The following is a 20,267-nucleotide window of genomic DNA, read 5'->3' as shown; positions in this document are numbered from 1 at the left end:
TCAGGAGAGGTCGCCAAGTCCGCCTTCGTCGACATTCCCGGCAGGCTTGTTCTCGGGAACTTCCCCGCCCCACTCGTTCACGCGGGGCTCGTCTGCCGATGGCGGTGGCGGCACATCGACGACCGGCAGCTCCTCGGCAACCGGTTCAGGTTCTGGCGCAGCGGGCGCGGTCTGGCAGGCCGCCAGAAAGGCGCCCGCGAGTGTCGCCAGCAGGAAGGCTCTGGTCTTCATCAGCTGCCTCCCGGCCCGCCGAGGAGTTCATCCTCTGCTGCAGGCGTCTGTTGCTGCGAAGGGCGGTCGGGCAGCTGCGGCAGGTCGCGGGCCTCCCCATCGGGCAGCGTGGCCGGGTCAACATCGCTGGAAGGATTCCCGATCAGCGGACCGGGCCGCTGAAGCGGTCCCTGCAGGCCACACGCCGACAGGCTGGTCGTGAGAAGGGCAATCGCCGCGAGGGCAAGAATACGTTTCATGGGACTACTCCACTCGAAGTCTCTGTTTCCACTGTGCCACCTGTTCGGCCACGCGAACAGGGCTTGTGGCGCCATATGAGGTACGCGAAGCAGCTGACGCTTCCACGCTGAGCACACTGAAGATTTCCTGCGTGATAGCACCATGCACCGCCTGCATTTCCTTCAAGGGCAGGTCGGCCAGATCAACCCCCTCTGCCTCGGCCCGCGCCACGATACGGCCGGTGACATGGTGCGCGTCGCGGAACGGCATCCCGAGCTCCCGCACCAGCCAGTCGGCCAGGTCCGTCGCCGTGGAAAAGCCCTTTGCCGCCGCTGCCCGCATCACATCGGGTTTGAAGCTGATGGTTTCGATCATGCCGGTCATTGCCCGGATGCACAGATTGAACGTGTCAAAGGCGTCGAAAGTGAGGCGTTTGTCGTCCTGCAGGTCCTTGGCATAGGCCAGCGGCAGCGCCTTGATGGCGCCCTGCAGCGCCGCATACTGGCCAGTGATCAGCGAGGCTTTCGCCCGGATCAGTTCGGCCGCATCCGGGTTGCGCTTCTGCGGCATGATCGAAGAGCCCGTCGACCACTGGTCGCTGAGGCGCGCGAACCCGAATTGCGGGCTAGTCCAGAGCACAATCTCCTCGGCAAGACGCGAGAGATGGGTTGCCGCGATGGACAGGCTTGCAAGAGCCTCCAGCGCGAAATCGCGCGCCGAAACGGCGTCCAGCGAGTTGGCCATCGGCCGGGCAAAGCCCAGCGCTTCGGCCGTCATGTCCCGGTCAATCGGGAACCCCGTCCCGGCCAGCGCCGCCGCTCCCAGGGGGCATTCGTTGAGGCGCACGGCGCAGTCCTGCAACCGCGACCGGTCCCGCTCCAGCATCTCGACATACGCCAAGAGGTGGTGGCCGAGCGTCACCGGCTGGGCCGTCTGCAGATGGGTGAAGCCGGGCATGACTACGGCGGTGTTCTCATCGGCCCGGCGCACCAGCGCTGCCTGAAGCCCCGCCACCAGCTGCCCCGTCTCGTCCAGCGCCCCGCGCGTCCACAGGCGGAAGTCGGTAATCACCTGATCATTGCGGGAGCGCGCGGTATGCAACCGCCCGGCCGGCTCACCGATCAGTTCCTTGAGGCGGGCCTCGACATTCATGTGAATGTCTTCCAGCTCGCGCCGGAAGGGGAACGTTCCTGCCCGCATCTCTTCCAGCACCTGGTCGAGCCCGGCCTGGATCGCCTCATTGTCGGCTACGCTCAGGATGCCCATTTCGGCCAGCATGTCGGCATGCGCCCGGCTGCCCGCCACATCCTCTTCCGCCATCCGCCGGTCGATATCCAGCGAGGCGTTGATCTCTTCCATGATGGCCGAAGGTGTCGCGGCAAAACGCCCGCCCCACATCATCTGGCCTTTGTCATCCGCCATTGCCATATCCTCGTATCTGTAACTGACGCCAGTGAAGGGCCCATCCCATGACCCGCTACGCCTATTTCGGCCTCTTCTTGGTCGCCCTTGCAGCGATTGTCTACGTGCTGATGAGCGCTGCGACAGGAAAGCCTGACGGAAACTCTTATCAGGGCTTCGCCAAAGGCGAGATGGCGAAGCTGGATTTCGGCAGCGCGGGTCAACCAATCCCTGCCGGCACCTTCACCGATACCGACACTACGCAACAGACACTCGAAATCTTCAAGGGAAAGACCATCCTGGTCAATTACTGGGCCACCTGGTGCCCGCCCTGCGAGAAGGAGATGCCCGCCCTCGGCGCGCTGCAGACCGCCCGCGCCAGCGACAAGTTCGAAGTCGTCGCCCTCAGCGTCGATTCTCCGGAAGACGCCGAGTATGCCAAGCGCCGCCTGACGGAGCTTGGCGCCGCCAACATCGCCTTCCGGCACGCCCCGATGGACAATGGCGACGTGATCTATGGCGCCGGCGTGCGCGGCTTCCCGACCACGATCCTCTACGGCCCCGACGGGATCGAGATCGCCCGCCTGGCAGGCGATGCCGACTGGGCATCCGCCGACGCTGTGCAGTTCATCGATGCGGCCATCAAGAACGCGGCCCGCTAGGGCAATACTGCCAGGGCCACTTTGACCCGCGCAAACTGCTCGGACATCCGCACCTCTGGCGGCGGCGTACGCCCGGCCAGCGGCCCGGCGGCGGGCCACATCAACACCAGAATATCGAGTTCCAGCCGCAGATCGCTATACACAGTCTCATCCAGCGGCGAGATCAGGTCGCGCGCGGCCACCGCATAGCCATAGGCCGCCTGATAGGCCTCCAGATCTCTGATCTCGCCATATCTGACCCCGGCGTCATAAGCCTCCGCGGAAAGCCGCATCAGAAAGGTGACGGTCTCCTTCGGTGCCACGCCAGACACCTCGATCACGCCGGAAAGATTGGCCTCTGCGCCGGCAAACAGCGGCGCGATTTCCTCGTCCGGCAGGTCAAGATCCAGCGCGCCCTGGATCGCGTCGATCCGCGCGGGCTCAAATCCCAGCGCCTGTAGCGCGCCGGCATCAAGCGCCGCCATCTGCTGTCTGAGATCGCCCAGCTGCGCCTTGGCTGTGTCCCGGTCCCCTGCCCGGAACACACTGTCGGCAGCGATTACGCGCCCGGCCAGAAACGCGGCCTGCTGGGGCGGCGACCAGCTTGCTGCCTCGTCGGCCTTCACCGCCTTCTGGGTGGCTGGATTGGCAACCATCGGATCGAAAGCTGCAGGCCTGGCGCGCGGCGGTTGCTCGTCACAAGCCGCTACCATCAGCGCCAGCCCGGCGCCTGCCGTCAGCTTGAGCAAATCTTGAATCATCGGGCGCCTCGTCCTTGCAATCGCTTGCAAGGCTAATCGCGGGCCCGGTCTTTACAAGTGCCTTGAGAAAAGTTCACGGAGCCGCGCCACTGCCCCACCCACCGCACCAGTCGGGCTTGGGCGCGCCCCCATCATAATCCCAGGCTTTGTGCGTGCCGCTCGCCACCAGCAGCTTGGCAAGGTCTTCGCCTTCCAGCGAAAGGGTCACCACATTGCGCCCGTATCTGTCCCGGCCCATGATCCGGCTGACGGTTACCGCCCGCCCGCGCGTCAGCTCCACCGCCGCCGCCTTGGCATCATAGCCAAGCTCCCGCTCCGCCTCGCATTTGGCTCCGCCGCGCTGTTTCATGGACCCTGTCTCGGGCGCGTCCACGCCGTGCAGGCGAAACTTCGTGCCATCTGAAAGGCGCCCGGAATCCCCGTCCGACCAATACACCGTTCCGCCAAGCTCAGTGGCGGCCTGCGCATTCTCGGACGCAAACCGTGCCCCGAGCAGCGCCATCAGGATGAACACTATCGCTCCGACAATCGGCACAATACGTGTGCGGACAAACATAGCTCAGCCTCCGGAATACCCGAAGCAGAGCCTGCCGAAAGGATGTTAACCGGACGTTTAGAAACCTGTCCGGAAAGCAAGGATCTCTAACAAAAACGGTTAATCTGGTAACCAGATCTACCGGCTGGGCACCGGCGCATCGCCCGAATAGTCATAGAAGCCCTTGCCGGACTTCTTGCCAAGCCAGCCTGCCTCCACGAACTTCACCAGCAGCGGGCACGGGCGATACTTCGTATCGGCAAGCCCGTCATGCAGCACCTGCATGATCGACAGGCAGGTATCGAGGCCGATGAAGTCAGCCAGTTGCAGCGGCCCCATCGGATGGTTGGCGCCCAGCTTCATTGCCGTATCGATGGACGCCACCGAGCCAACGCCTTCATACAGCGTATAGACCGCCTCGTTGATCATCGGCATCAGGATGCGGTTCACGATGAAGGCCGGATAGTCTTCGGCATTGGTCGTCGTCTTGCCGATGGTCTTGGTGTAACCGATCACGGCTTCATAGGTGTTCTGTTCGGTATTCAGGCCACGGATCACCTCGACCAGCTTCATCAGCGGTACGGGGTTCATGAAGTGCAGGCCGATGAACCGCTCCGGGCGATCCGTCACGGAGGCCAGGCGGGTGATGGAGATCGAGGAGGTGTTCGTGGCCAGCAGGGCATGGGCAGGCACCACCTCGCAGAGCGCGCGGAAGATCTGCTCTTTCACTTCCCGCTTCTCGGTGGCCGCCTCGATCACCAGGTCGGAGGCTTCATGCGCCTTCACAGAGGCTGACGGGCGAATGCGTTTCAGCGCCGTCTGCATCTGGTCCAGGGTGATCATCTCGCGCGCCACCTGGCGGGACATGTTGCGCTCGATGGTCTCCATCCCGGCTTTCAGCGCTGCTTCAGAAACATCGCTCAGCACGACATCATAGCCTGCAAGCGCGCTCACATGAGCAATCCCGTTGCCCATCTGACCTGCGCCGATCACGCCGACTGTCCGAATCTCTGTCATATCCTGCTGCATCCTGATTTTGTTTTTTGCGAATGGTTATACTCCATTGTGCAGTGCGTCAAAGTCTGCGCGCAGACCTGCGATCTGCGGCACTTGCTGCAGGCCTACTGCATCGCGCCTGCCTCTTGCGAATGCCCGGCAAGGGCGGGGGTCTTGATGAAGCGGCTACCCAGAAACACCAGCGGTCCGATCAGGATCATCAGCGCCCCGGCAATCGGCCCGGCCGGCGTCAGCAGCGCCACCAGTCCCGTCACCGTCGCCATGCCGGCCTGACAGCCATAGTGCCAGAGCGATTGCCGGGTGATGGCTTTCTCGGTTTCCGAAAGCTCCAGCTGCTGACTTCGGCCCAGAGCGTGGCCATACATCAGGCTGATGATCAGAAAGATCAGGGCATACCCGAAGCTGAAATAGGCCATGATGATCCCGGCCTCCCGGAAGCCTATGCCGGTTCCTTCAAGAACCGCCCAGTTTCCCAGTTGCGCCAGAATGACCCCGAACAGGCTGTCGAAGATGAAGCGGAGCGGATAGGCCACAAACAGGACCAGCAGAAGCAGAACGCAGTTCAGCAATATGATCCGCCCATCGGCCACGCCATATCGCCGGAAAAAGGTGAAGTGCGCATTCCAGATCAGCACCAGAAGCGCAAATCCAGCGGCCACTGGCACAATCGTCAACAAGTGGCCGGTCAGTTCGGAAAATGTTGTGGGCCTGGCTGCCGAGGAAACCAGCATGCCAAAGGCCAGAGCAAACACGATGTCCGAAAGGTTTTCTATCCGGGTGACAGCGCCGCCCCGCCAGCGAAATCGCGGATCGTGATCCAATTCCCTGACAACCAGATCGCGGACCATCTGATACCTCCCAGAATGTCGCAACCCTGACGCAGAATACCCCGCCGATCAATGGCGCGGGCCGTGCCCCCAAAAAGAAACGCCCCGGACCATCTGGCCGGGGCGTCTGCATGTGTCTGGACCTGATCGTGGCCGGATCAGAGCGCGTTGGTCAGTTCCGGAACGATGGTGAAGAGATCGCCCACGAGGCCATAATCAGCCACCTGGAAGATCGGAGCTTCTTCGTCCTTGTTGATCGCCACGATGATCTTGGAGTCCTTCATGCCAGCAAGGTGCTGGATGGCGCCCGAGATACCGACGGCAATGTAGAGTTCCGGGGCAACGATCTTGCCGGTCTGGCCGACCTGATAGTCGTTGGGCGCATAGCCTGCGTCCACTGCCGCGCGCGAAGCGCCAACAGCGGCGCCCAGCTTGTCGGCCAGCGGGAAGATGACTTCCTGGAATTTCTCGGACGAGCCGAGCGCGCGGCCACCGGAGACGACGCGCTTGGCGCCGGCGAGTTCCGGGCGATCCGACTTGACCATCTCTTCGGAGACGAACTCGGATTTGAACGGACCAGCCGGGGCGGCCACGTCTTCCACCGAAGCCGAACCGTCATTGCCAGCCGCCGGGAAAGCCGTGCCGCGAACGGTGATGACTTTCTTGGCGTCGGCCGATTTCACGGTCTGGATGGCGTTACCGGCATAGATCGGACGCACGAAGGTCGAGGCGTCTTCGATGCCGATGATTTCGGAAATCTGCATCACGTCGAGTTTCGCGGCGATACGCGGGGCGACGTTCTTGCCCGTGGTGGTCGCGGCCAGGAACACGGCGTCATAGCCTGCCATCAGCGGCACAACGAGGGCTTCCATCGCTTCGGCGGTCTGCTTGCGCAGGCTCTCACCTTCGGCTTTCAGCACCTTGCGCACGCCGGAAATCTTGGCGGCTTCCGGAGCAACCGCGCCGGCGTTTTCACCGGCCACCAGCACGTCCACATCGCCGCCGAACTTGGCAGCGGCGGTGACAACCTTGTGCGTCGCGTCGGAAAGCGCGCCATGGCTATGTTCTGCAATTACGAGGACGGCCATTACACAGCTCCCGCAGTCTTGAGTTTCGAAACCAGCGTTGCGACGTCTTCAACCTTGATACCGGCGCTGCGCACCGGCGGCTCGGACACTTTCACAACCGTGAGGCGCGGCGAGATATCGACGCCATAGGCATCAGGGGCCTTCTCGTCGATCGGCTTCTTCTTCGCCTTCATGATGTTCGGCAGCGACGCATAGCGCGGCTCGTTGAGGCGCAGGTCAACGGTGACAACTGCCGGCAGGGTGAGTTTCACGGTCTGCAGGCCGCCATCGACTTCGCGGGTCACTTTCAGCGCGTCGCCGTCTTTCTCGACCTTGAACGCGAAGGTGCCCTGCGGCCAGTCGAGCAGCGCGGCCAGCATCTGGCCGGTCTGGTTGGAATCGTCGTCGATCGCCTGTTTGCCGACCAGAACGAGGTCGGGGCTTTCTTCGCCGACCACTTTCGCCAGCAGCTTGGCAACGGCCAGCGGCTCAACCGTGGCGTCGGTCTTGATCAGGATGCCGCGGTCAGCGCCCATGGCGAGGGCGGTGCGGATCGTTTCCTGTGCCTGCTGGGGCCCGATGGAGACAACCACGATCTCGGTGGCAACGCCTGCTTCTTTCAGGCGAACAGCCTCCTCGACGGAGATTTCGTCGAAGGGGTTCATGGACATCTTGACGTTGGCGAGATCGACCCCGGTCTGGTCCGGCTTCACGCGGACCTTCACGTTATAATCAATCACGCGCTTGACGGGCACGAGGACCTTCATGCGGGCGCTCCCAGGTTGGCTACGGTTCTTGGCACTTTAAAGTGCGCTGTCCCTACATATAGGCCGCCCTCGGCGCAAGGCTTGACGCTTACGTCAGGGTCAAATTGGCGCGGTTACTGCCCGAACACCTGGAGATTGACACGCATTTCTTTTCCCCTACGCGTTGGACACAATACAATCGCTCTCAGGGGGAGACACATGAGCTTCGACGAAAAACTAAAGGACTTGTCAGCGCGAATCGAGAGCCAGCGCCAAATGCTTCTCACCGAAGAAGCAATGAAGACGGCGATCATTCTAAAGATGCTCTCGGCGCTGGAATACGATGTTTTTGATCCAAGTGAGGTCATTCCCGAATTCACGGCGGATGTGGGCATCAAGAAGGGGGAGAAAGTTGATTATGCCATTCGCGTCGGCGGACGGATCTCCATCTTGATTGAGTGCAAGGCTCCGAACGCGCCACTGGACCTGAAACACGCCTCTCAACTTTACCGGTATTTCAGCGTGACCGATGCCAAGTTTGCCGTTCTGACCAACGGTTACGATTGGGAATTTTATACAGATCTCGATGAGCCCAACCGGATGGACAGGCGACCTTTCCTAACCTTTAACCTCACCGACATTGATACGACATCCGCCTCGGAACTCAGCCGTTTCAGAAAATCTGTATACGATGTGGGCGCAATCCTCAGCACAGCGAGGCGTCTGAAATACATTTCAGCATTAAAGACCCGGCTCAAGGAAGAGTTTGATAACCCGTCCGATGAGTTCGTCGCTTTCTTCGGCCGCCAGATTTATGATGGCATGTTTACCGCCAATGTCCGCCAAGAGTTCGCGCCTCTGGTGAAGCGCAGTGTCAGCGAGGTAATCCGAGATCGCGTTAATGCGCGCCTCAAGAGTGCCCTGCTTCAAAACACAACAGAAGCACCAGAAGAGGACATTGACCTTGAGGAAAAAAGCGAAATCGAAACCACCGAAGATGAGTGGGATGGTTTCCGCATTGCCGTCGCCATTGCGGCCCGCGTGATTGATCCATCTCGCGTGGTAATCCGTGATCAGAGATCATATTGCGGGGTTCTCGTCGACAACAATAACCGCCGGCCCCTGCTTAGGATGTATTTTAATAGCCCTACCACGCGCTATCTGGGCCTATTCGACGGAGAAGTTGAGGAAAAGGTCGCCGTCAAAGCGCCAGTTGATCTCTATCGGTATGCGGATCGTATTTGCGCCACGGCCGAAAAATACAAATCCGCTACCTGAAGCCCCCTACTCCGGCGCTTCCCCGTTCGCGCCGAGCACCTCGCCCGCCAGGTAGAGCGAGCCGCAGATCAGCACGCGGTCGGCTCCGCTCGCGCCGGCGGCGCGCAGGGCGTCTTCAAGGCTCGCGCAGGCAGTCACCTTCAGCCCCGCTTTTGAGGCTGCCTGCGCCAGTTCGGCAGGCGGCGAGGCCTGGTGCCCCGGCGCGTTCGGGCAGGTGAACACATCCACCCCCAGCGGCGCAAACGGCACGAAAAATCCCGCCGAATCCTTGCTCGCCAGCATCGCCGTCACCAGCGCGGTCTTGCCGCCCAGAGCGGAGAGATACGCCGCAATCGCCCGCGCCGCATGCGGATTGTGCCCGCCATCGAGCCATACCGGCAGCCCGCCGGCCAGCGCCGTCACCGGCCCATCCTTCAGCCGCTGCATCCGCGCGGGCCACACCGCCTTGCGCGCACCCTCAAAGATCGCCGCCTGGCTGATCCGCGTGGAATTCCCGAAAAGCTGCATCGCCATCGCCGCCAGCGCGGCATTGGCCCGCTGGTGGGGCCCGGTGAGCGCTATGTCTTCCGGCATCGCGTCAATAAAATAGGGCTGCAGCCGGTAAAGCGGCGCGCCCACTTCTGCGGCGCGCGCCGCAATCACGGCGCCGGCCACATCCTGCTGGATCGCCGTCAGCGCCGGGCGGCCCGCCTTGATGATCCCCGCTTTCTCCCCCGCGATCCCGGCAAGGTCGGTCCCCAGAAAGGCGGCATGATCATAGTCCACCGGCGTAATCACCGAGAGCGCCGGCGCGCCGATCACATTCGTCGCGTCATACTTCCCGCCCAGCCCCACTTCCAGGATCAGCAGATCTGCCGGCACTTCGGAAAAAGCGAGCAGCGCGGCCGCCGTCGTCGCCTCGAAATGCGTGATCTCTCCGCCTTCGATCGCCGCATAGGTCCGGTCCAGCCAGCCGATCAGCGCCGCATCCTCAACCAACTTTCCCGCGAGGCGAATGCGTTCATTGAACCGCACCAGATGCGGCGAGGTGAACACATGCACGCTCAGGCCAGCAGCTTCCGCCATCGCGCGCATGAAGGCGCAGGTGGACCCCTTCCCGTTCGTGCCCGCCACATGGATCACCGGCGGCAGGCGGTCCTGCGGACGGCCCAGCCGCTCAAGCGCACGTTCAATGCGCCCGAGCGAAAGCTCGATAACATCTGGATAAAGGCCTTCGAACCGCTTCAGGGCCGCGTCGAGGGCCGGCGAATTGCCGCTCAATCAGCTTTGCCCTTTGCCTCGGGCGGCTTTTCCGCATGCGTGCGCGGCGGCGTCAGCTGCAGGGCCGAGCGGTCATCCCGGCGGCGCGACATCGGCAGCAGATGCCCCAGCACACGCGCCACGGTCGCCTTCAGCTTCCGGCGGTCCACCACGATATCCACCTGGCCCTTTTCCCGAAGGAATTCAGACCGCTGGAAGCCCTTGGGCAGGCTCTCGCGGATCGTCTGCTCGATCACGCGCGGTCCGGAGAAGGCAATCATCGCGCCCGGTTCAGCAATGTGGACGTCGCCCAGCATCGCATAGGAGGCCGACACGCCCCCCGAAGTCGGGTCCGTCAGGATCACGACATAGGGCAGCTTCGCATCGGCCAGGTCATTGATGGCCAGCGTCGTGCGCGGCATCTGCATCAGGCTCAGCGTGCCTTCCTGCATCCGCGCGCCGCCCGAAGCGGTGCACACGACAAAGGCAGACTTGCGTGCCAGGGCGAGCTGCGCGGCGGTAATGAACGCCTCACCGGCCGCCATGCCGAGCGAACCGCCCATGAAGTCGAAATCCTGGACCAGCACGACCGCGGGCACGCCGCCGATCTTGCCATAGGCGGCCACCATGCAGTCTTCCTGCAGCAGCGGGGCTCCGCCCTCTTCGGTTTCCTTCAGGTCTCGATTCTGGACTTTGGACTTGGCCGCCTTCAGGCGGGCCGGATAAGGCTTGTCATCCTTGAATTTCAGCGGGTCCAGCGGCACGGGCGGCAGCGAAATTGGCTCCCAGCGCTCATCATCAAACAGGATGCGGAAGCGCATGCGCGGCGAGATGCGCAGATGGGCGCCCGCCGGCGTCACATACCAGCTCTGCTCAAGATCGCTGCGATAGATCAGCTCGCCCGAAGCGGGACATTTAACCCACAGATCGTCCGGCGTGTCCTTCTTGGACATCATCGTCTTGAGGCCGGGCGGCGTTACCTTGTTGATCCAGTTCATCTGAAGATGTCTCCCGATTTCCCGGCGGTATCAGCCTTTGGCCACGCCTGCGAGCGCTTGGCGCAGTTCTCCGGCAAGCTCGCCCATTGCGGGCGCTGCCGTCTCAGACTTTCCAGTTTCATGCGCATCCTGCGCCTTTTCCACAAAAGCCGAACCAACCACCACCCCGTCGGCGATCTTAGCCATTTCTACGGCCTGCGCACCATTTTTTACACCAAAGCCGACACAAACCGGTAGGCCAGACACCCGGCGCACCATGGCCACCTTCCCTGCAATCGCTGCAGGATCAGCGCTGCCAGCCCCGGTCACGCCGGTCACGGCCACAAAGTAAATGAAGCCCGAGGCCCCGTCGGCCACCTTCGCGGCGCGGGCCTCATCGGTCGTCGGCGTCGCCAGGCGGATCACCGAGAGGCCGAGGCGCCCATAGATTTCCCGCAGGCCTGCATCCTCTTCCGGCGGCAGGTCCACGATGATCGTGCCATCGATGCCGGCTTCTGCGGCCGCCTTGGCAAAAGCCTCATAGCCCATCGAATGGATCGGGTTGGCATAACCCATCAGGATCAGCGGGGTTATCTGATCGTCCTTCCGGAAGCGGGCAGCCAGCGCCAGCACATCGGTCAGCTTCGTGCCGTTCGCCAGCGCGCGCAGACCCGCCCGCTGGATGGCCGGGCCATCCGCCATCGGATCAGTGAAGGGCGCGCCCAGCTCGATGATGTCGGCGCCCTTGTCGCGCAGGGCACACAGCGCCTTGAAGCTCTCCTCAAGGTTCGGGTCCCCCGCCATCAGATAGGTGACAAGCGCAGCGCGGTTTTCGCCCTTCGCCCGTGCGAAGGCGGCTTCAATTCTTTCCCGGCCCATGGTCAGCTTTCCGTATTCTCAATCGCCCACGCTTCGTAGGCGGAACTTACATGTGTCAGCGGCATCGCCACGATCGCGGGCACATCATAGGGGTGAAGGCGCTGGACCATGTCGTCGATCTTCGCCCAGTTGGCTTCCGGCGCCTTGAGCCAGAGGATGAACTCGAAAGATTGCTCGATCACGCCCTTCCAGCGATAGGAGGACGTAACCGGCCCCTCCAGGTTCGCGCAGGCCGCCAGGCGCCCCTCAAGCGCGGCGTCAGCAATATCCTCCGCCACACGCCGCGAAGGACATGTAATCCGTATAAGGAGCAGCTTGCTCATACATCAACCCCCAGCGCCTTCGCCACAGAGAACACATCCTTGTCGCCGCGCCCGCACATGTTGAGGATCAAGAGGCCGTCCTTGCCGAGCTCTTTCGCCACCTCGCCCACGCGCGCAATCGCGTGCGAGGGCTCCAGCGCCGGGATGATGCCTTCCAGCCGCGTGCAGAGCTGGAAGGCATCGAGCGCCTCCTGATCCGTACACGACAGGTATTCCGCCCGGCCCATATCGCGCAGGAAGGCATGCTCCGGCCCGATGCCGGGATAATCAAGGCCTGCAGAAATGGAGTGCGCATCGATGATCTGGCCGTCATCAGTCTGCAGCAGGTAGGTGCGGTTGCCATGCAGAATGCCCGGCTTGCCGCCATTGAGGGCCGCGGCATGCTCGCCCGTCTCGATGCCGTGCCCAGCCGCTTCCACGCCGATCAGGCGCACGCCTTCATCCTCGATGAAGGGATGGAACAGGCCAATGGCGTTGGACCCGCCCCCGATGCACGCCATCACGGCGTCCGGCAGGCGCCCTTCCCGCTCCAGGATTTGCGCGCGCGCTTCCTTGCCGATGATCGACTGGAAATCGCGCACCATCTCCGGATAGGGATGCGGGCCTGCCGCAGTACCGATGCAGTAGAAGGTGTCGTCCACATTCGTCACCCAGTCGCGCAGGGCTTCGTTCATGGCGTCCTTCAGCGTGCCCGTGCCCGAGGAAACCGGCACGATCTGCGCGCCCAGAAGGCGCATCCGGAACACGTTCGGTTTCTGGCGCTCAACGTCCGTCTCGCCCATGAACACCACGCAATCGAGGCCAAAGCGCGCACAGATAGTCGCCGTCGCCACGCCATGCTGGCCCGCGCCCGTCTCGGCGATGATCCGCTTCTTGCCCATCCGCCGGGCGAGCAGCACCTGCCCCAGGCAGTTATTGATCTTGTGCGCGCCGGTATGGTTCAGCTCATCGCGTTTGAAATAGATCTTCGCCCCGCCAAAATGCCCGGTCAGGCGCTCGGCGAAGTAGAGCGGCGATGGGCGGCCCACATAATGGGTCCACAGGTCGTCCATCTCTGCCTTGAAGGCCGGGTCTTGCTTGGCCGCGCGATATTCACGCTCCAGATCAAGGATCAGCGGCATCAGCGTCTCGGCCACATACCGCCCGCCAAACTCGCCAAACCGGCCATTCGCGTCCGGCCATTGATCCCAGGTATTCCGCAGGTCCATTACTCTATCCTTTGATCCCCGCTGCGCGATGAGCGCGCTCAGGGCTGGTCCGGTCTTCCCTTCGCCGCGCGGATAAACGCGCGGACGAGTTCCCTGTCCTTTAGCCCCCGGATACGTTCAACACCAGAGGACACATCAACGCCCGGCGCGCCGGTCTGCCGAAGGGCTTCAGCAACGTTGTCAGGCGTCAGGCCGCCCGCCAGCAGCCAGGGCTTCGGTGCGCTCCAGCCCTTGAGGATCGACCAGTCGAACGCCTGACCATGGCCCCCGCCAAAAGCGGCCCCGTCTGGGGCCTTGGCGTCCACCAGAAGTCCGTCGATGTCCGGAAACGTCCCGATTTGTCCAAGATCTGACCGCTCGCGCACCCCGAAAGCCTTCCAGATGTCCCGTCCTGTCAGGCTTTTGATTTCTTTTGCCCGCTCTGGCGTTTCCTGCCCGTGCAATTGCAGGACCGGGAAGCCCAGCCTGGCAATCTGCATCACCAGCGCGTCATCGGGGTCAGCCATCAGCGCCACCGGCACCGCTTTGCCCAGCCGCAGCATCAGTGTCGCTGCCGCCTCCGGCGTCACATAACGCGGGCTCTGCGGCACAAAGTTGAACCCGATCCAGTCCGCACCCTCACGGGCCGCGAACGCCACCATATCCGGGTCCCGAAGCCCGCAGATCTTCACCGTCACCATAAGAGCCCGTTACGCCAGCGCGCGCCTCCCGTCCACGGGGCCCGTGCGCCGCCCCGCCTTACTTATGCCCGAGATATGTCAGGGCGCGCTGCTCTTGGTCATCCCGCGGCAAAGCCCTGACATGGCTCACCCCTAGGCCTTTCCCTGCTGGCCTCATCCCCCCCGGAGGCCAGATCACATGGCCAAGTTTCCGGCCCAGACTGACAGGAGTTATCCCCATGCTGACACGCCGTCTCAGCGCCCGCCTCGCCGCCAGCGCCCTGGCCGCCCTCATCGCCTTCAGCGCCGTAGCCCATGCCCAGCCCGCCCCGCCCCCCGAAGGGCCCCGTTACATCAAGTCGGAGAAGGTCAATGTCCGCGGTGGCCCCGGCACCGGCAATTCGGTCATCGAAATCCTGCTGCTCGGCGCCGAAGTCCAGATCTACGCCGTCACCGGCGACTGGGCCCGCATTTCCCCGCCCGGCAAGCCGGAGAGATGGGTCTACTCTCCCCTTCTCCAGCCGGAGAAACCCCAGCCGAAGCCCCCGAAAGGCCAGCCCCAGCCGGAAAAGGCCAAGATGGGACCCGACCAGAAAGATCAGTCCGGCCCCAAGGGCCAATCCAAACCCAAACAGGACGAACCTTCCAAGGACTCCAAGGATCAACCCCTAAAACCGCGCTGATCACCCCCAATACAGGGAGGCAGACCGCAACACGGCGCGTCTGCCTCCCTCTTGCCTGACACAGCTCTCTTTCCAGCACCGGCGTGCAATCGGCGCTCTCATCTGGACCCTGGCCGCAGGGCCGGTTCAGAAGAAGGGCCGCTTCTGTCCCCCCCCTCAGACCCGGAAAACATTCCGCAGTCTCGCCACGCGCGCCGCTGCGCCCGTCCGATATGCCTCTGCCTCAATATCCGTATGCGGCTCGGGAAAGGCGTGCTCTGCCCAGAAAACCGCGCGATCGAGAATGTTCTGGTCTGAAGGGCTCTGATGCAGCGCCGCTTCATACGCATCGGCCAGCGCATTGGCGCCATATATGTCGCTGTCGATCTGGCGCACCCTCATCTCCGCCTCGTCAAACCGCAAAGCCAGAATAAGGCGAACGGTCTCCTCCCCCATCTCCGCCAGGCGCTGGCGCATCCCCTCAACAGGATCCGGCAGAACCGTCCTCTGCGAAACTTCCGGCACGCCCGCCCCCGCAAACAACGGCACGCTGGGCGCTGGCCGCTTGCCGATATCCAGCGACAGCATCACCCCCTCAAGAAAAGGCGCATAGTCAGTCCAGAGATCATCGGGTACACTGAGCGTGCCAAACCAGACCTGCCCCTTGCTTTCGAAAGCATAGGCGGTCCGACGCGGCGACCCTTCCATCGCCGCTGAAAGCCCCGGCCACACATACGCCTCCCCCATGGCGCAAACCTGCCGGGGCGGGCCGCCCCCTGCCCGCCCCCGCAGCACTTCAGCAAGATCCGGCGCGCCGTCCAGGGCGATCATCCGGATACGCAGCGTTGCCGACACCGCCGCCGTCAGCGCCGCCGCGAAGCCTTCGGGTGCCTCGTCATCCGGAAACAGGCCAGGCGGAACTTCCAGGGAAAGCGAACCAAACCGGCGCCGGGGATAGGTCATGGCAGAAATCGGAAAGCCAGATAGGCAGCGGTCAGCGCGAGCGGGCCCACCAGCATGAACACCACCGGCCCTGCCCCCTCCTCCAGGATCAGGAACGCCTTGTCCGGATGCCGGTCATCGACATAAGCGAGCACTTTTGCCCCAACCAGATAGGGCGCAATCACTGCGGCCGCTTCAGCCTGTGAAGCATAGCTCGTTCCGATGATGTTCGGACGCAGCATGTCGCTTTCATAAGTTGTTCCGTTCACGACATAGCGGAAGCGGACATTCGGGGACCAGCTGATGGTGGACGTGCTCCGTGTCAGGCTGCGATCTCTATCCTTGGACTCCGAGCGGGTCACATCCGACCGGATGATCTCCACCTGAATCGGGCGCGCATTCGCCGCAATCCGCTTCTGGCTGAAATACTGGGTGACGCCGACATAGACCAGCATCACGCCCAGACCGCCAAACATCAGCACAAATATCCAGCGCATGACCGTCCCCACATGGCTTGGAACCTAGCTGCCGTATTCCGGATACATTGAAAAGAGGCGGAAGACCTCAACCTGGGATTGGCCTGCCGGATCACGAGCCAGATTGCTGACCCCTGCGGCCTGCGATAGGCTTGGCCATGATCTTTGCTTTTCTCTGTGTTCTGCTCGCCCATTCGGCTCCTGAGCCGCCGCTGGTGGTTGCCTCCTACAGCTATCCCGCATTCGACCGCAGCGTGGCACTGGCGCCGATGGCCGATGTTGTCGGCCATGCGGCCGGACGCCCCGTGAAGATTGTGCTGTTTGATACCCCGGACGCCCTTTCAGACGCGGTCTGCGCCGGGCAGGTGGATGTGGCGATGACCAATCTCGGAGCCTGGGTAACGATGCGCGACTGCGCCGGTGTGAACGCGATTGCCGTACTCGATACGCCGCCAACCGTGCTTGATCGCTATCGGGGTGTGCTTCTGACGCGGGCCGATACGGGTATTTCGGGTCTCGCCGACCTCTCAGCGCAGACGGAAACCCTGCGCTACAGTGAAGTGCTGCCCGGCTCGACATCAGGCGCGCTGGTTCAGGCCGCCCAGTTGCGCGAACTTGGCGTGACACCTGCCCACTTCGCGGCGCGGCTTCATGCTGGCACGCACGACAAATCCCTTGAGTATCTGCTTGCCGGCGAGGCCGATATCGCCGCGTTGGCCGAGAACCCCTGGCGAAGCCTGCAGGAAAGTGACCCCGCCCGCGCTGAAACACTGCGTCTTCTGTGGCGATCCGACCCGCTGCCCCCTGGCCCGGTCATTTGCCGTGAAAGGGAGGCAGTCCCCTGCACCGCTATTGGCAACGCACTGCTCGAGGCGGGCGCAGCAGCAACGGCTGAGGCGCTCGCTCAGGGTTGGATGGAGACGGAAGGCGCTGAGCGGTTTCGGCCTTATGACGAAGCGGTCTACGCGCCGTTCACGTCCCACTAATTAAGTGGCGCCCGGCCCAGCTACCCACTCACTGATATCAGCCGGCAAATGGCTGGCGGTGGTGTCAGACAAACTCGAACGGGTCTCCGAAATTCGCACGCGAGCGGGTGTATAGCAACAAGGGGATTCCGCCATTCACCCGGCGCGGCATCGCGGGGGGTTTTGAGTTTGGGCCGTGCGCATAAGCGCCTTTCGAAACCAACACGGGAACCGGGCATACATTATTTCTGCAATCTGGATGATCTCGCGCGAAGTCTTCGAGTAGCGAAAGAGACATTCAGCCATTCTCTCAAACTACGTCTGAGAACGGACGCCCAACTCCGAAACTTTTGACTTCATCGACAATAAAATCCGTTCACTGTTATGCCCAGACAGACCGATCGGCAAACACGGTTCCATCACGGTAGGTGACACTGGGCGATCGGTCACGGGCCAAAAATGTCGATCCATCTAGATCTACAATATCGCAGCTTTGCCCCAGCACAAAGCCTGGCGCCGTACCCAGACTTGTACAGATCATCGTACCGACCATGACGCCCAGGCCCAGCCGGCGCGCTTCGGCCGCCATCATCAATCCCTCCGTCAAACCGCCGCACTTATCAAGTTTGATGTTGATGATATGGAACCGCCCCTGCGCCGACCTCACATCCTCCAACGACAGAATGCTCTCATCACCTGCCAGAGGGATTGGGGACGCCAGGTCTTCAAGCTCAGGATCGTGACCCCGCGCAAGAGGTTGCTCAAGAAGCGCCACTTCCTGGTCGACCAACGCAGGAATTAATGCATCTAGCTGGCTCCGCACGAACCCCTGGTTTCCGTCGACTCCGAGCCAGACGTCGGGGCGGACAGCTCGGATCGCTTTCACACGCTGGATGTCCAAATCCAAGTCACCCGTCAGCTTAACCTTGATGGCTCTTGCATCGGCGAGGCCTGCGGCAGCCATCGCCATGTCATCAGGATCGCCCGCACTCAGGGTAAAAGTCGTCATGAGTGGGCGCGGCGTACCCTGCCCGGCCAGTTGCCAGACTTCCCGCCCTGAGCGCGCCGCCTCGAGGGCCCACATGGCACAGTCAACAGCGTTCCGCGCGCCCCCCGGGGGAAGTATCGACCTTAGCGTCTCTCGGTCGGGGGCTGCCCTGATCTGTGATTTCACACGCTCGATCGCCGCATGCATCTGCTCGCCGGTCTCACCCAAAAAATAGACTCCAGCACCCTCGCCTTCGCCAGCGTGTGCGCCGTCCCGCAAAGTAACATGAACCCGGTCCCAGGTTTCAAATACATAGCCGGCGATGCGAATCGGGCTTATGAGTTGAAGAGTGTCGTGTTGTACTTCAATGTCCAAGCTTGGCACGTTTTGAGGTCCTTCAGTATGTGTGAGTTCCGGATGCAGCCTGTCGGCGCTCCGCATGGGGAAGATTTGAGACCGGGCGAGAGAGCGTAACGCTCAGCGCGCCTCGACGGCATTACGTCACAGCATCTGATCCGCAGACGAATTAGTCCGGACCAAAGATCATCTCCAGGATGTGTTTGCGCCATAGAGTGGTTGCTAGCGCAATCGCCTCGCTGTCACCTGTCCTTATATGCTCGACCGTAAGCCCGCGCGTAACGGCATTGCTCAATAGTTGAATTGTCTGTGTCTTTGTATCGTCGCGAACGCCCGCAGCTCGAAGTATGAGACGACTCCACCGAAGAACGCGAAGGTCGAATTTCCTGGAAATCGGGGCCAGCTCCCTGTCCAGTTCCGGATCACTTCGACGAGCCAGGTGAACTTCGAGCGCTGCAGCTGCTTCTGGAAGGCTGATCATCCGCAGATTGGCGTCGATAATATTTTCCATCGATTGCCGCGGAGTCCCGCCGGCCCTAATCGCCTGAGCGTAGATCGCAACCCGGCGCGAAGAAAAATCTTCGACCACCGCAGCCATCAGCTTCGCTTTTGTCGGGAACTGGTGCTGAATTGCGCCCAGACTTATGCCGGCAGCATTGCGGATCGCAAGCATAGTTGCTCCGGAGTAGCCTTGCGCAAAAAGCACATCGCGAGCCGCCGCCAGAACTTTCGCGCGGGTCGCCGCGCTGCGTTCAGCATGACTCCGCCTTGCCTTCACACTCACCGGTTTCATCAAGTCCTCAGCCTGCAAGTCCTGGTGCCGGAGCGCGCACACCTGATCCTGCCCCGACGCCTCAAGTCAACGCGCTTTGCGCCATAGACTGTAGGCATTGAGAGCAAGCACACCGTGGCCTCGCCGCCCTCGTAGCTGCGTAACCGCAAGAGTGGGTATGCAGCCTCCTTGTGAGAGTACGTCATAATACAATACGGTCAACCTACTTTTTTATTGACGCCATTTGCAAGTTGATCATATTGCATATGCGCCAAATCGATGGGCTGAGTGTTGATTGCCGTTGAGAATTGACCCTGGGAGGGCAGAAATTTCCACTGAGAACTGACCCATGTTTGAACCGGTCCCGAGCTTTGGCGAGCGGGGGACCATGGAGTGTTGGACATGGCATTATTGAGCGTTATCCGGCGGTGGTATCACCGCGACCAGATGTCGATCCGGGAGATCTCCCGGCGGACGGGCCTTTCAAGAAACACGTTGCGCAAGTACCTGCGATCCGAAGTGGTCGAGCCGCGTTTCCGCACGCCGGACCGGCCGAGCAAGCTGGATCCTTATGCGGACCGGCTGTCGGCATGGCTGCGGCGGGAGATGACGCGGCCGCGCAAGCAGAAGCGCACAATCAAGCAGCTGCATGCCGATCTGGTGAGCCTTGGATATGACGGCTCGTATGGCCGTGTGGCGGCGTATGCACGAGCCTGGCAAGACGAGTACCGCGTCCAGCAGCAGACGAGCGGACGCGGCACTTTTGTGCCGCTCTCGTTTGCGCCGGGAGAGGCGTTCCAGTTTGACTGGAGCGAGGACTGGGCGATCATCGATGGTGTTCGCACCAAGCTTCAGGTCGCGCACTTCAAGCTCAGCTACAGCCGCGCCTTCTTCGTACGCGCCTATATCCTTCAGACGCATGAGATGCTGTTCGACGCGCACAACCATGCGTTCCGTATGCTGGGCGGCGTGCCGCGGCGCGGGATCTACGACAATATGCGCACGGCGATCGACAAGGTCGGGCGCGGCAAGGCGCGGACAGTCAACGCGCGGTTTGCCGCGATGGTGAGCCATTACATGTTCGAGGCCGAGTTCTG

24 protein-coding genes are annotated in these 20,267 nt (G+C 62.2%); 5 read left to right on the top strand and 19 right to left on the bottom strand.

What is annotated here, in order from left to right; genetic code table 11:
• From HPO_RS16020 to argH, 3 genes are read right to left on the bottom strand one after another with little or no spacing between them, the layout of a single operon-like run.
• Entirely contained in the window at positions 1–231 is a 231-nt protein-coding gene (locus HPO_RS16020) for a hypothetical protein (protein WP_035600990.1), read from the bottom strand.
• Positions 231–470 carry an LPS translocon maturation chaperone LptM gene (gene lptM, locus HPO_RS16015; RefSeq protein WP_035600987.1) on the bottom strand — a complete coding sequence of 80 codons (240 nt, stop codon included), beginning with the start codon at positions 468–470 and terminating at the stop codon, positions 231–233. Before lptM ends, HPO_RS16020 begins: the two co-directional genes overlap by 1 nt.
• Positions 471–474: 4 nt before the next feature.
• Complete coding sequence (gene argH / locus HPO_RS16010) at positions 475–1,872, bottom strand: argininosuccinate lyase (protein WP_035600984.1); 1,398 nt, start codon at positions 1,870–1,872, stop codon at positions 475–477.
• A gap of 47 nt (positions 1,873–1,919) precedes the next feature.
• On the opposite strand from argH, the gene HPO_RS16005 reads away from it, so the two are divergent.
• Entirely contained in the window at positions 1,920–2,513 is a 594-nt protein-coding gene (locus HPO_RS16005) for a TlpA family protein disulfide reductase (protein WP_051612691.1), read from the top strand.
• On the opposite strand, the gene HPO_RS16000 is transcribed toward HPO_RS16005, so the two are convergent.
• From HPO_RS16000 to HPO_RS15975, 6 genes are all read right to left on the bottom strand, one after another.
• Positions 2,510–3,253: a hypothetical protein gene (locus tag HPO_RS16000; protein WP_035600981.1), complete on the bottom strand. Its 744-nt coding sequence runs from the start codon at positions 3,251–3,253 to the stop codon at positions 2,510–2,512. The two genes, HPO_RS16005 and HPO_RS16000, sit on opposite strands and share 4 nt — an antisense overlap.
• Before the next feature lie 73 nt (positions 3,254–3,326).
• On the bottom strand, positions 3,327–3,809 hold the full coding sequence (locus HPO_RS19935) for a thermonuclease family protein (protein WP_051612690.1): 483 nt from the start codon (positions 3,807–3,809) through the stop codon (positions 3,327–3,329).
• Between the two features lie 117 nt (positions 3,810–3,926).
• The gene (locus tag HPO_RS15990; RefSeq protein WP_035601076.1) at positions 3,927–4,805 is read right to left on the bottom strand and encodes a 3-hydroxybutyryl-CoA dehydrogenase; all 879 of its coding nucleotides are present in this window, start codon (positions 4,803–4,805) and stop codon (positions 3,927–3,929) included.
• A 104-nt stretch (positions 4,806–4,909) separates the two neighbouring features.
• A complete protein-coding gene (locus tag HPO_RS15985; protein ID WP_035600979.1) occupies positions 4,910–5,653 on the bottom strand; it encodes a TMEM175 family protein in 744 nt (247 codons plus the stop codon).
• A gap of 137 nt (positions 5,654–5,790) precedes the next feature.
• A complete protein-coding gene (locus HPO_RS15980) occupies positions 5,791–6,720 on the bottom strand; it encodes an electron transfer flavoprotein subunit alpha/FixB family protein (RefSeq protein ID WP_035600977.1) in 930 nt (309 codons plus the stop codon).
• Positions 6,720–7,466: an electron transfer flavoprotein subunit beta/FixA family protein gene (locus HPO_RS15975; RefSeq protein WP_035600975.1), complete on the bottom strand. Its 747-nt coding sequence runs from the start codon at positions 7,464–7,466 to the stop codon at positions 6,720–6,722. The genes HPO_RS15980 and HPO_RS15975 overlap by 1 nt, the downstream gene beginning before the upstream one ends.
• Before the next feature lie 198 nt (positions 7,467–7,664).
• On the opposite strand from HPO_RS15975, the gene HPO_RS15970 reads away from it, so the two are divergent.
• Positions 7,665–8,723 (top strand): type I restriction endonuclease, encoded by a 1,059-nt coding sequence (locus HPO_RS15970; protein WP_035600972.1) that lies wholly within the window; start codon positions 7,665–7,667, stop codon positions 8,721–8,723.
• A 6-nt stretch (positions 8,724–8,729) separates the two neighbouring features.
• Here the strand turns inward: HPO_RS15970 and HPO_RS15965 are convergent, their stop codons facing one another.
• The 6 genes from HPO_RS15965 to HPO_RS15940 are packed head-to-tail and all read right to left on the bottom strand — an operon-like array spanning position 8,730 to position 14,029.
• Positions 8,730–9,983 (bottom strand): bifunctional folylpolyglutamate synthase/dihydrofolate synthase, encoded by a 1,254-nt coding sequence (locus HPO_RS15965; protein ID WP_035600969.1) that lies wholly within the window; start codon positions 9,981–9,983, stop codon positions 8,730–8,732.
• Positions 9,980–10,960: an acetyl-CoA carboxylase carboxyltransferase subunit beta gene (locus HPO_RS15960; RefSeq protein ID WP_035600967.1), complete on the bottom strand. Its 981-nt coding sequence runs from the start codon at positions 10,958–10,960 to the stop codon at positions 9,980–9,982. The genes HPO_RS15965 and HPO_RS15960 overlap by 4 nt, the downstream gene beginning before the upstream one ends.
• Positions 10,961–10,990: 30 nt before the next feature.
• Positions 10,991–11,818 (bottom strand): tryptophan synthase subunit alpha, encoded by an 828-nt coding sequence (gene trpA, locus HPO_RS15955; protein WP_035600964.1) that lies wholly within the window; start codon positions 11,816–11,818, stop codon positions 10,991–10,993.
• A 2-nt stretch (positions 11,819–11,820) separates the two neighbouring features.
• On the bottom strand, positions 11,821–12,141 hold the full coding sequence (gene cutA / locus HPO_RS15950) for a divalent-cation tolerance protein CutA (RefSeq protein WP_035600962.1): 321 nt from the start codon (positions 12,139–12,141) through the stop codon (positions 11,821–11,823).
• Complete coding sequence (trpB, locus tag HPO_RS15945) at positions 12,138–13,349, bottom strand: tryptophan synthase subunit beta (RefSeq protein WP_035600959.1); 1,212 nt, start codon at positions 13,347–13,349, stop codon at positions 12,138–12,140. Before trpB ends, cutA begins: the two co-directional genes overlap by 4 nt.
• A 38-nt stretch (positions 13,350–13,387) precedes the next feature.
• The gene (locus tag HPO_RS15940; protein ID WP_035600956.1) at positions 13,388–14,029 is read right to left on the bottom strand and encodes a phosphoribosylanthranilate isomerase; all 642 of its coding nucleotides are present in this window, start codon (positions 14,027–14,029) and stop codon (positions 13,388–13,390) included.
• 218 nt (positions 14,030–14,247) lie between these two features.
• On the opposite strand from HPO_RS15940, the gene HPO_RS15935 reads away from it, so the two are divergent.
• A complete protein-coding gene (locus tag HPO_RS15935; RefSeq protein ID WP_035600953.1) occupies positions 14,248–14,691 on the top strand; it encodes an SH3 domain-containing protein in 444 nt (147 codons plus the stop codon).
• 156 nt (positions 14,692–14,847) lie between these two features.
• Here the strand turns inward: HPO_RS15935 and HPO_RS15930 are convergent, their stop codons facing one another.
• Both HPO_RS15930 and HPO_RS19930 read right to left on the bottom strand, forming a co-directional pair.
• Positions 14,848–15,633 (bottom strand): hypothetical protein, encoded by a 786-nt coding sequence (locus HPO_RS15930; protein WP_035600951.1) that lies wholly within the window; start codon positions 15,631–15,633, stop codon positions 14,848–14,850.
• Positions 15,630–16,109, bottom strand: a complete 480-nt coding sequence (locus HPO_RS19930) for a DUF3592 domain-containing protein (protein ID WP_051612689.1) — start codon at positions 16,107–16,109, stop codon at positions 15,630–15,632. The genes HPO_RS15930 and HPO_RS19930 overlap by 4 nt, the downstream gene beginning before the upstream one ends.
• Before the next feature lie 137 nt (positions 16,110–16,246).
• Between HPO_RS19930 and HPO_RS15920 the strand changes: the two genes are divergently transcribed.
• A complete protein-coding gene (locus HPO_RS15920) occupies positions 16,247–17,074 on the top strand; it encodes a phosphate/phosphite/phosphonate ABC transporter substrate-binding protein (RefSeq protein ID WP_035600949.1) in 828 nt (275 codons plus the stop codon).
• A gap of 361 nt (positions 17,075–17,435) precedes the next feature.
• Here the strand turns inward: HPO_RS15920 and HPO_RS15915 are convergent, their stop codons facing one another.
• A complete protein-coding gene (locus tag HPO_RS15915; protein WP_035601071.1) occupies positions 17,436–18,425 on the bottom strand; it encodes a dipeptide epimerase in 990 nt (329 codons plus the stop codon).
• 142 nt (positions 18,426–18,567) lie between these two features.
• Positions 18,568–19,191, bottom strand: a complete 624-nt coding sequence (locus tag HPO_RS15910; protein ID WP_157532892.1) for a TetR/AcrR family transcriptional regulator — start codon at positions 19,189–19,191, stop codon at positions 18,568–18,570.
• A 381-nt stretch (positions 19,192–19,572) separates the two neighbouring features.
• Between HPO_RS15910 and istA the strand changes: the two genes are divergently transcribed.
• Positions 19,573–20,267 (top strand): IS21 family transposase (istA, locus tag HPO_RS15905; protein ID WP_241767945.1); only part of this gene is annotated, 695 nt, incomplete at its 3' end.

It is taken from the genome of Hyphomonas polymorpha PS728, from assembly GCF_000685315.1.
GTDB lineage: Bacteria > Pseudomonadota > Alphaproteobacteria > Caulobacterales > Hyphomonadaceae > Hyphomonas > Hyphomonas polymorpha.
The sequence above is the reverse complement of the archived record's forward strand: the minus strand, read 5'-3'. Positions and strand labels throughout refer to the sequence as shown.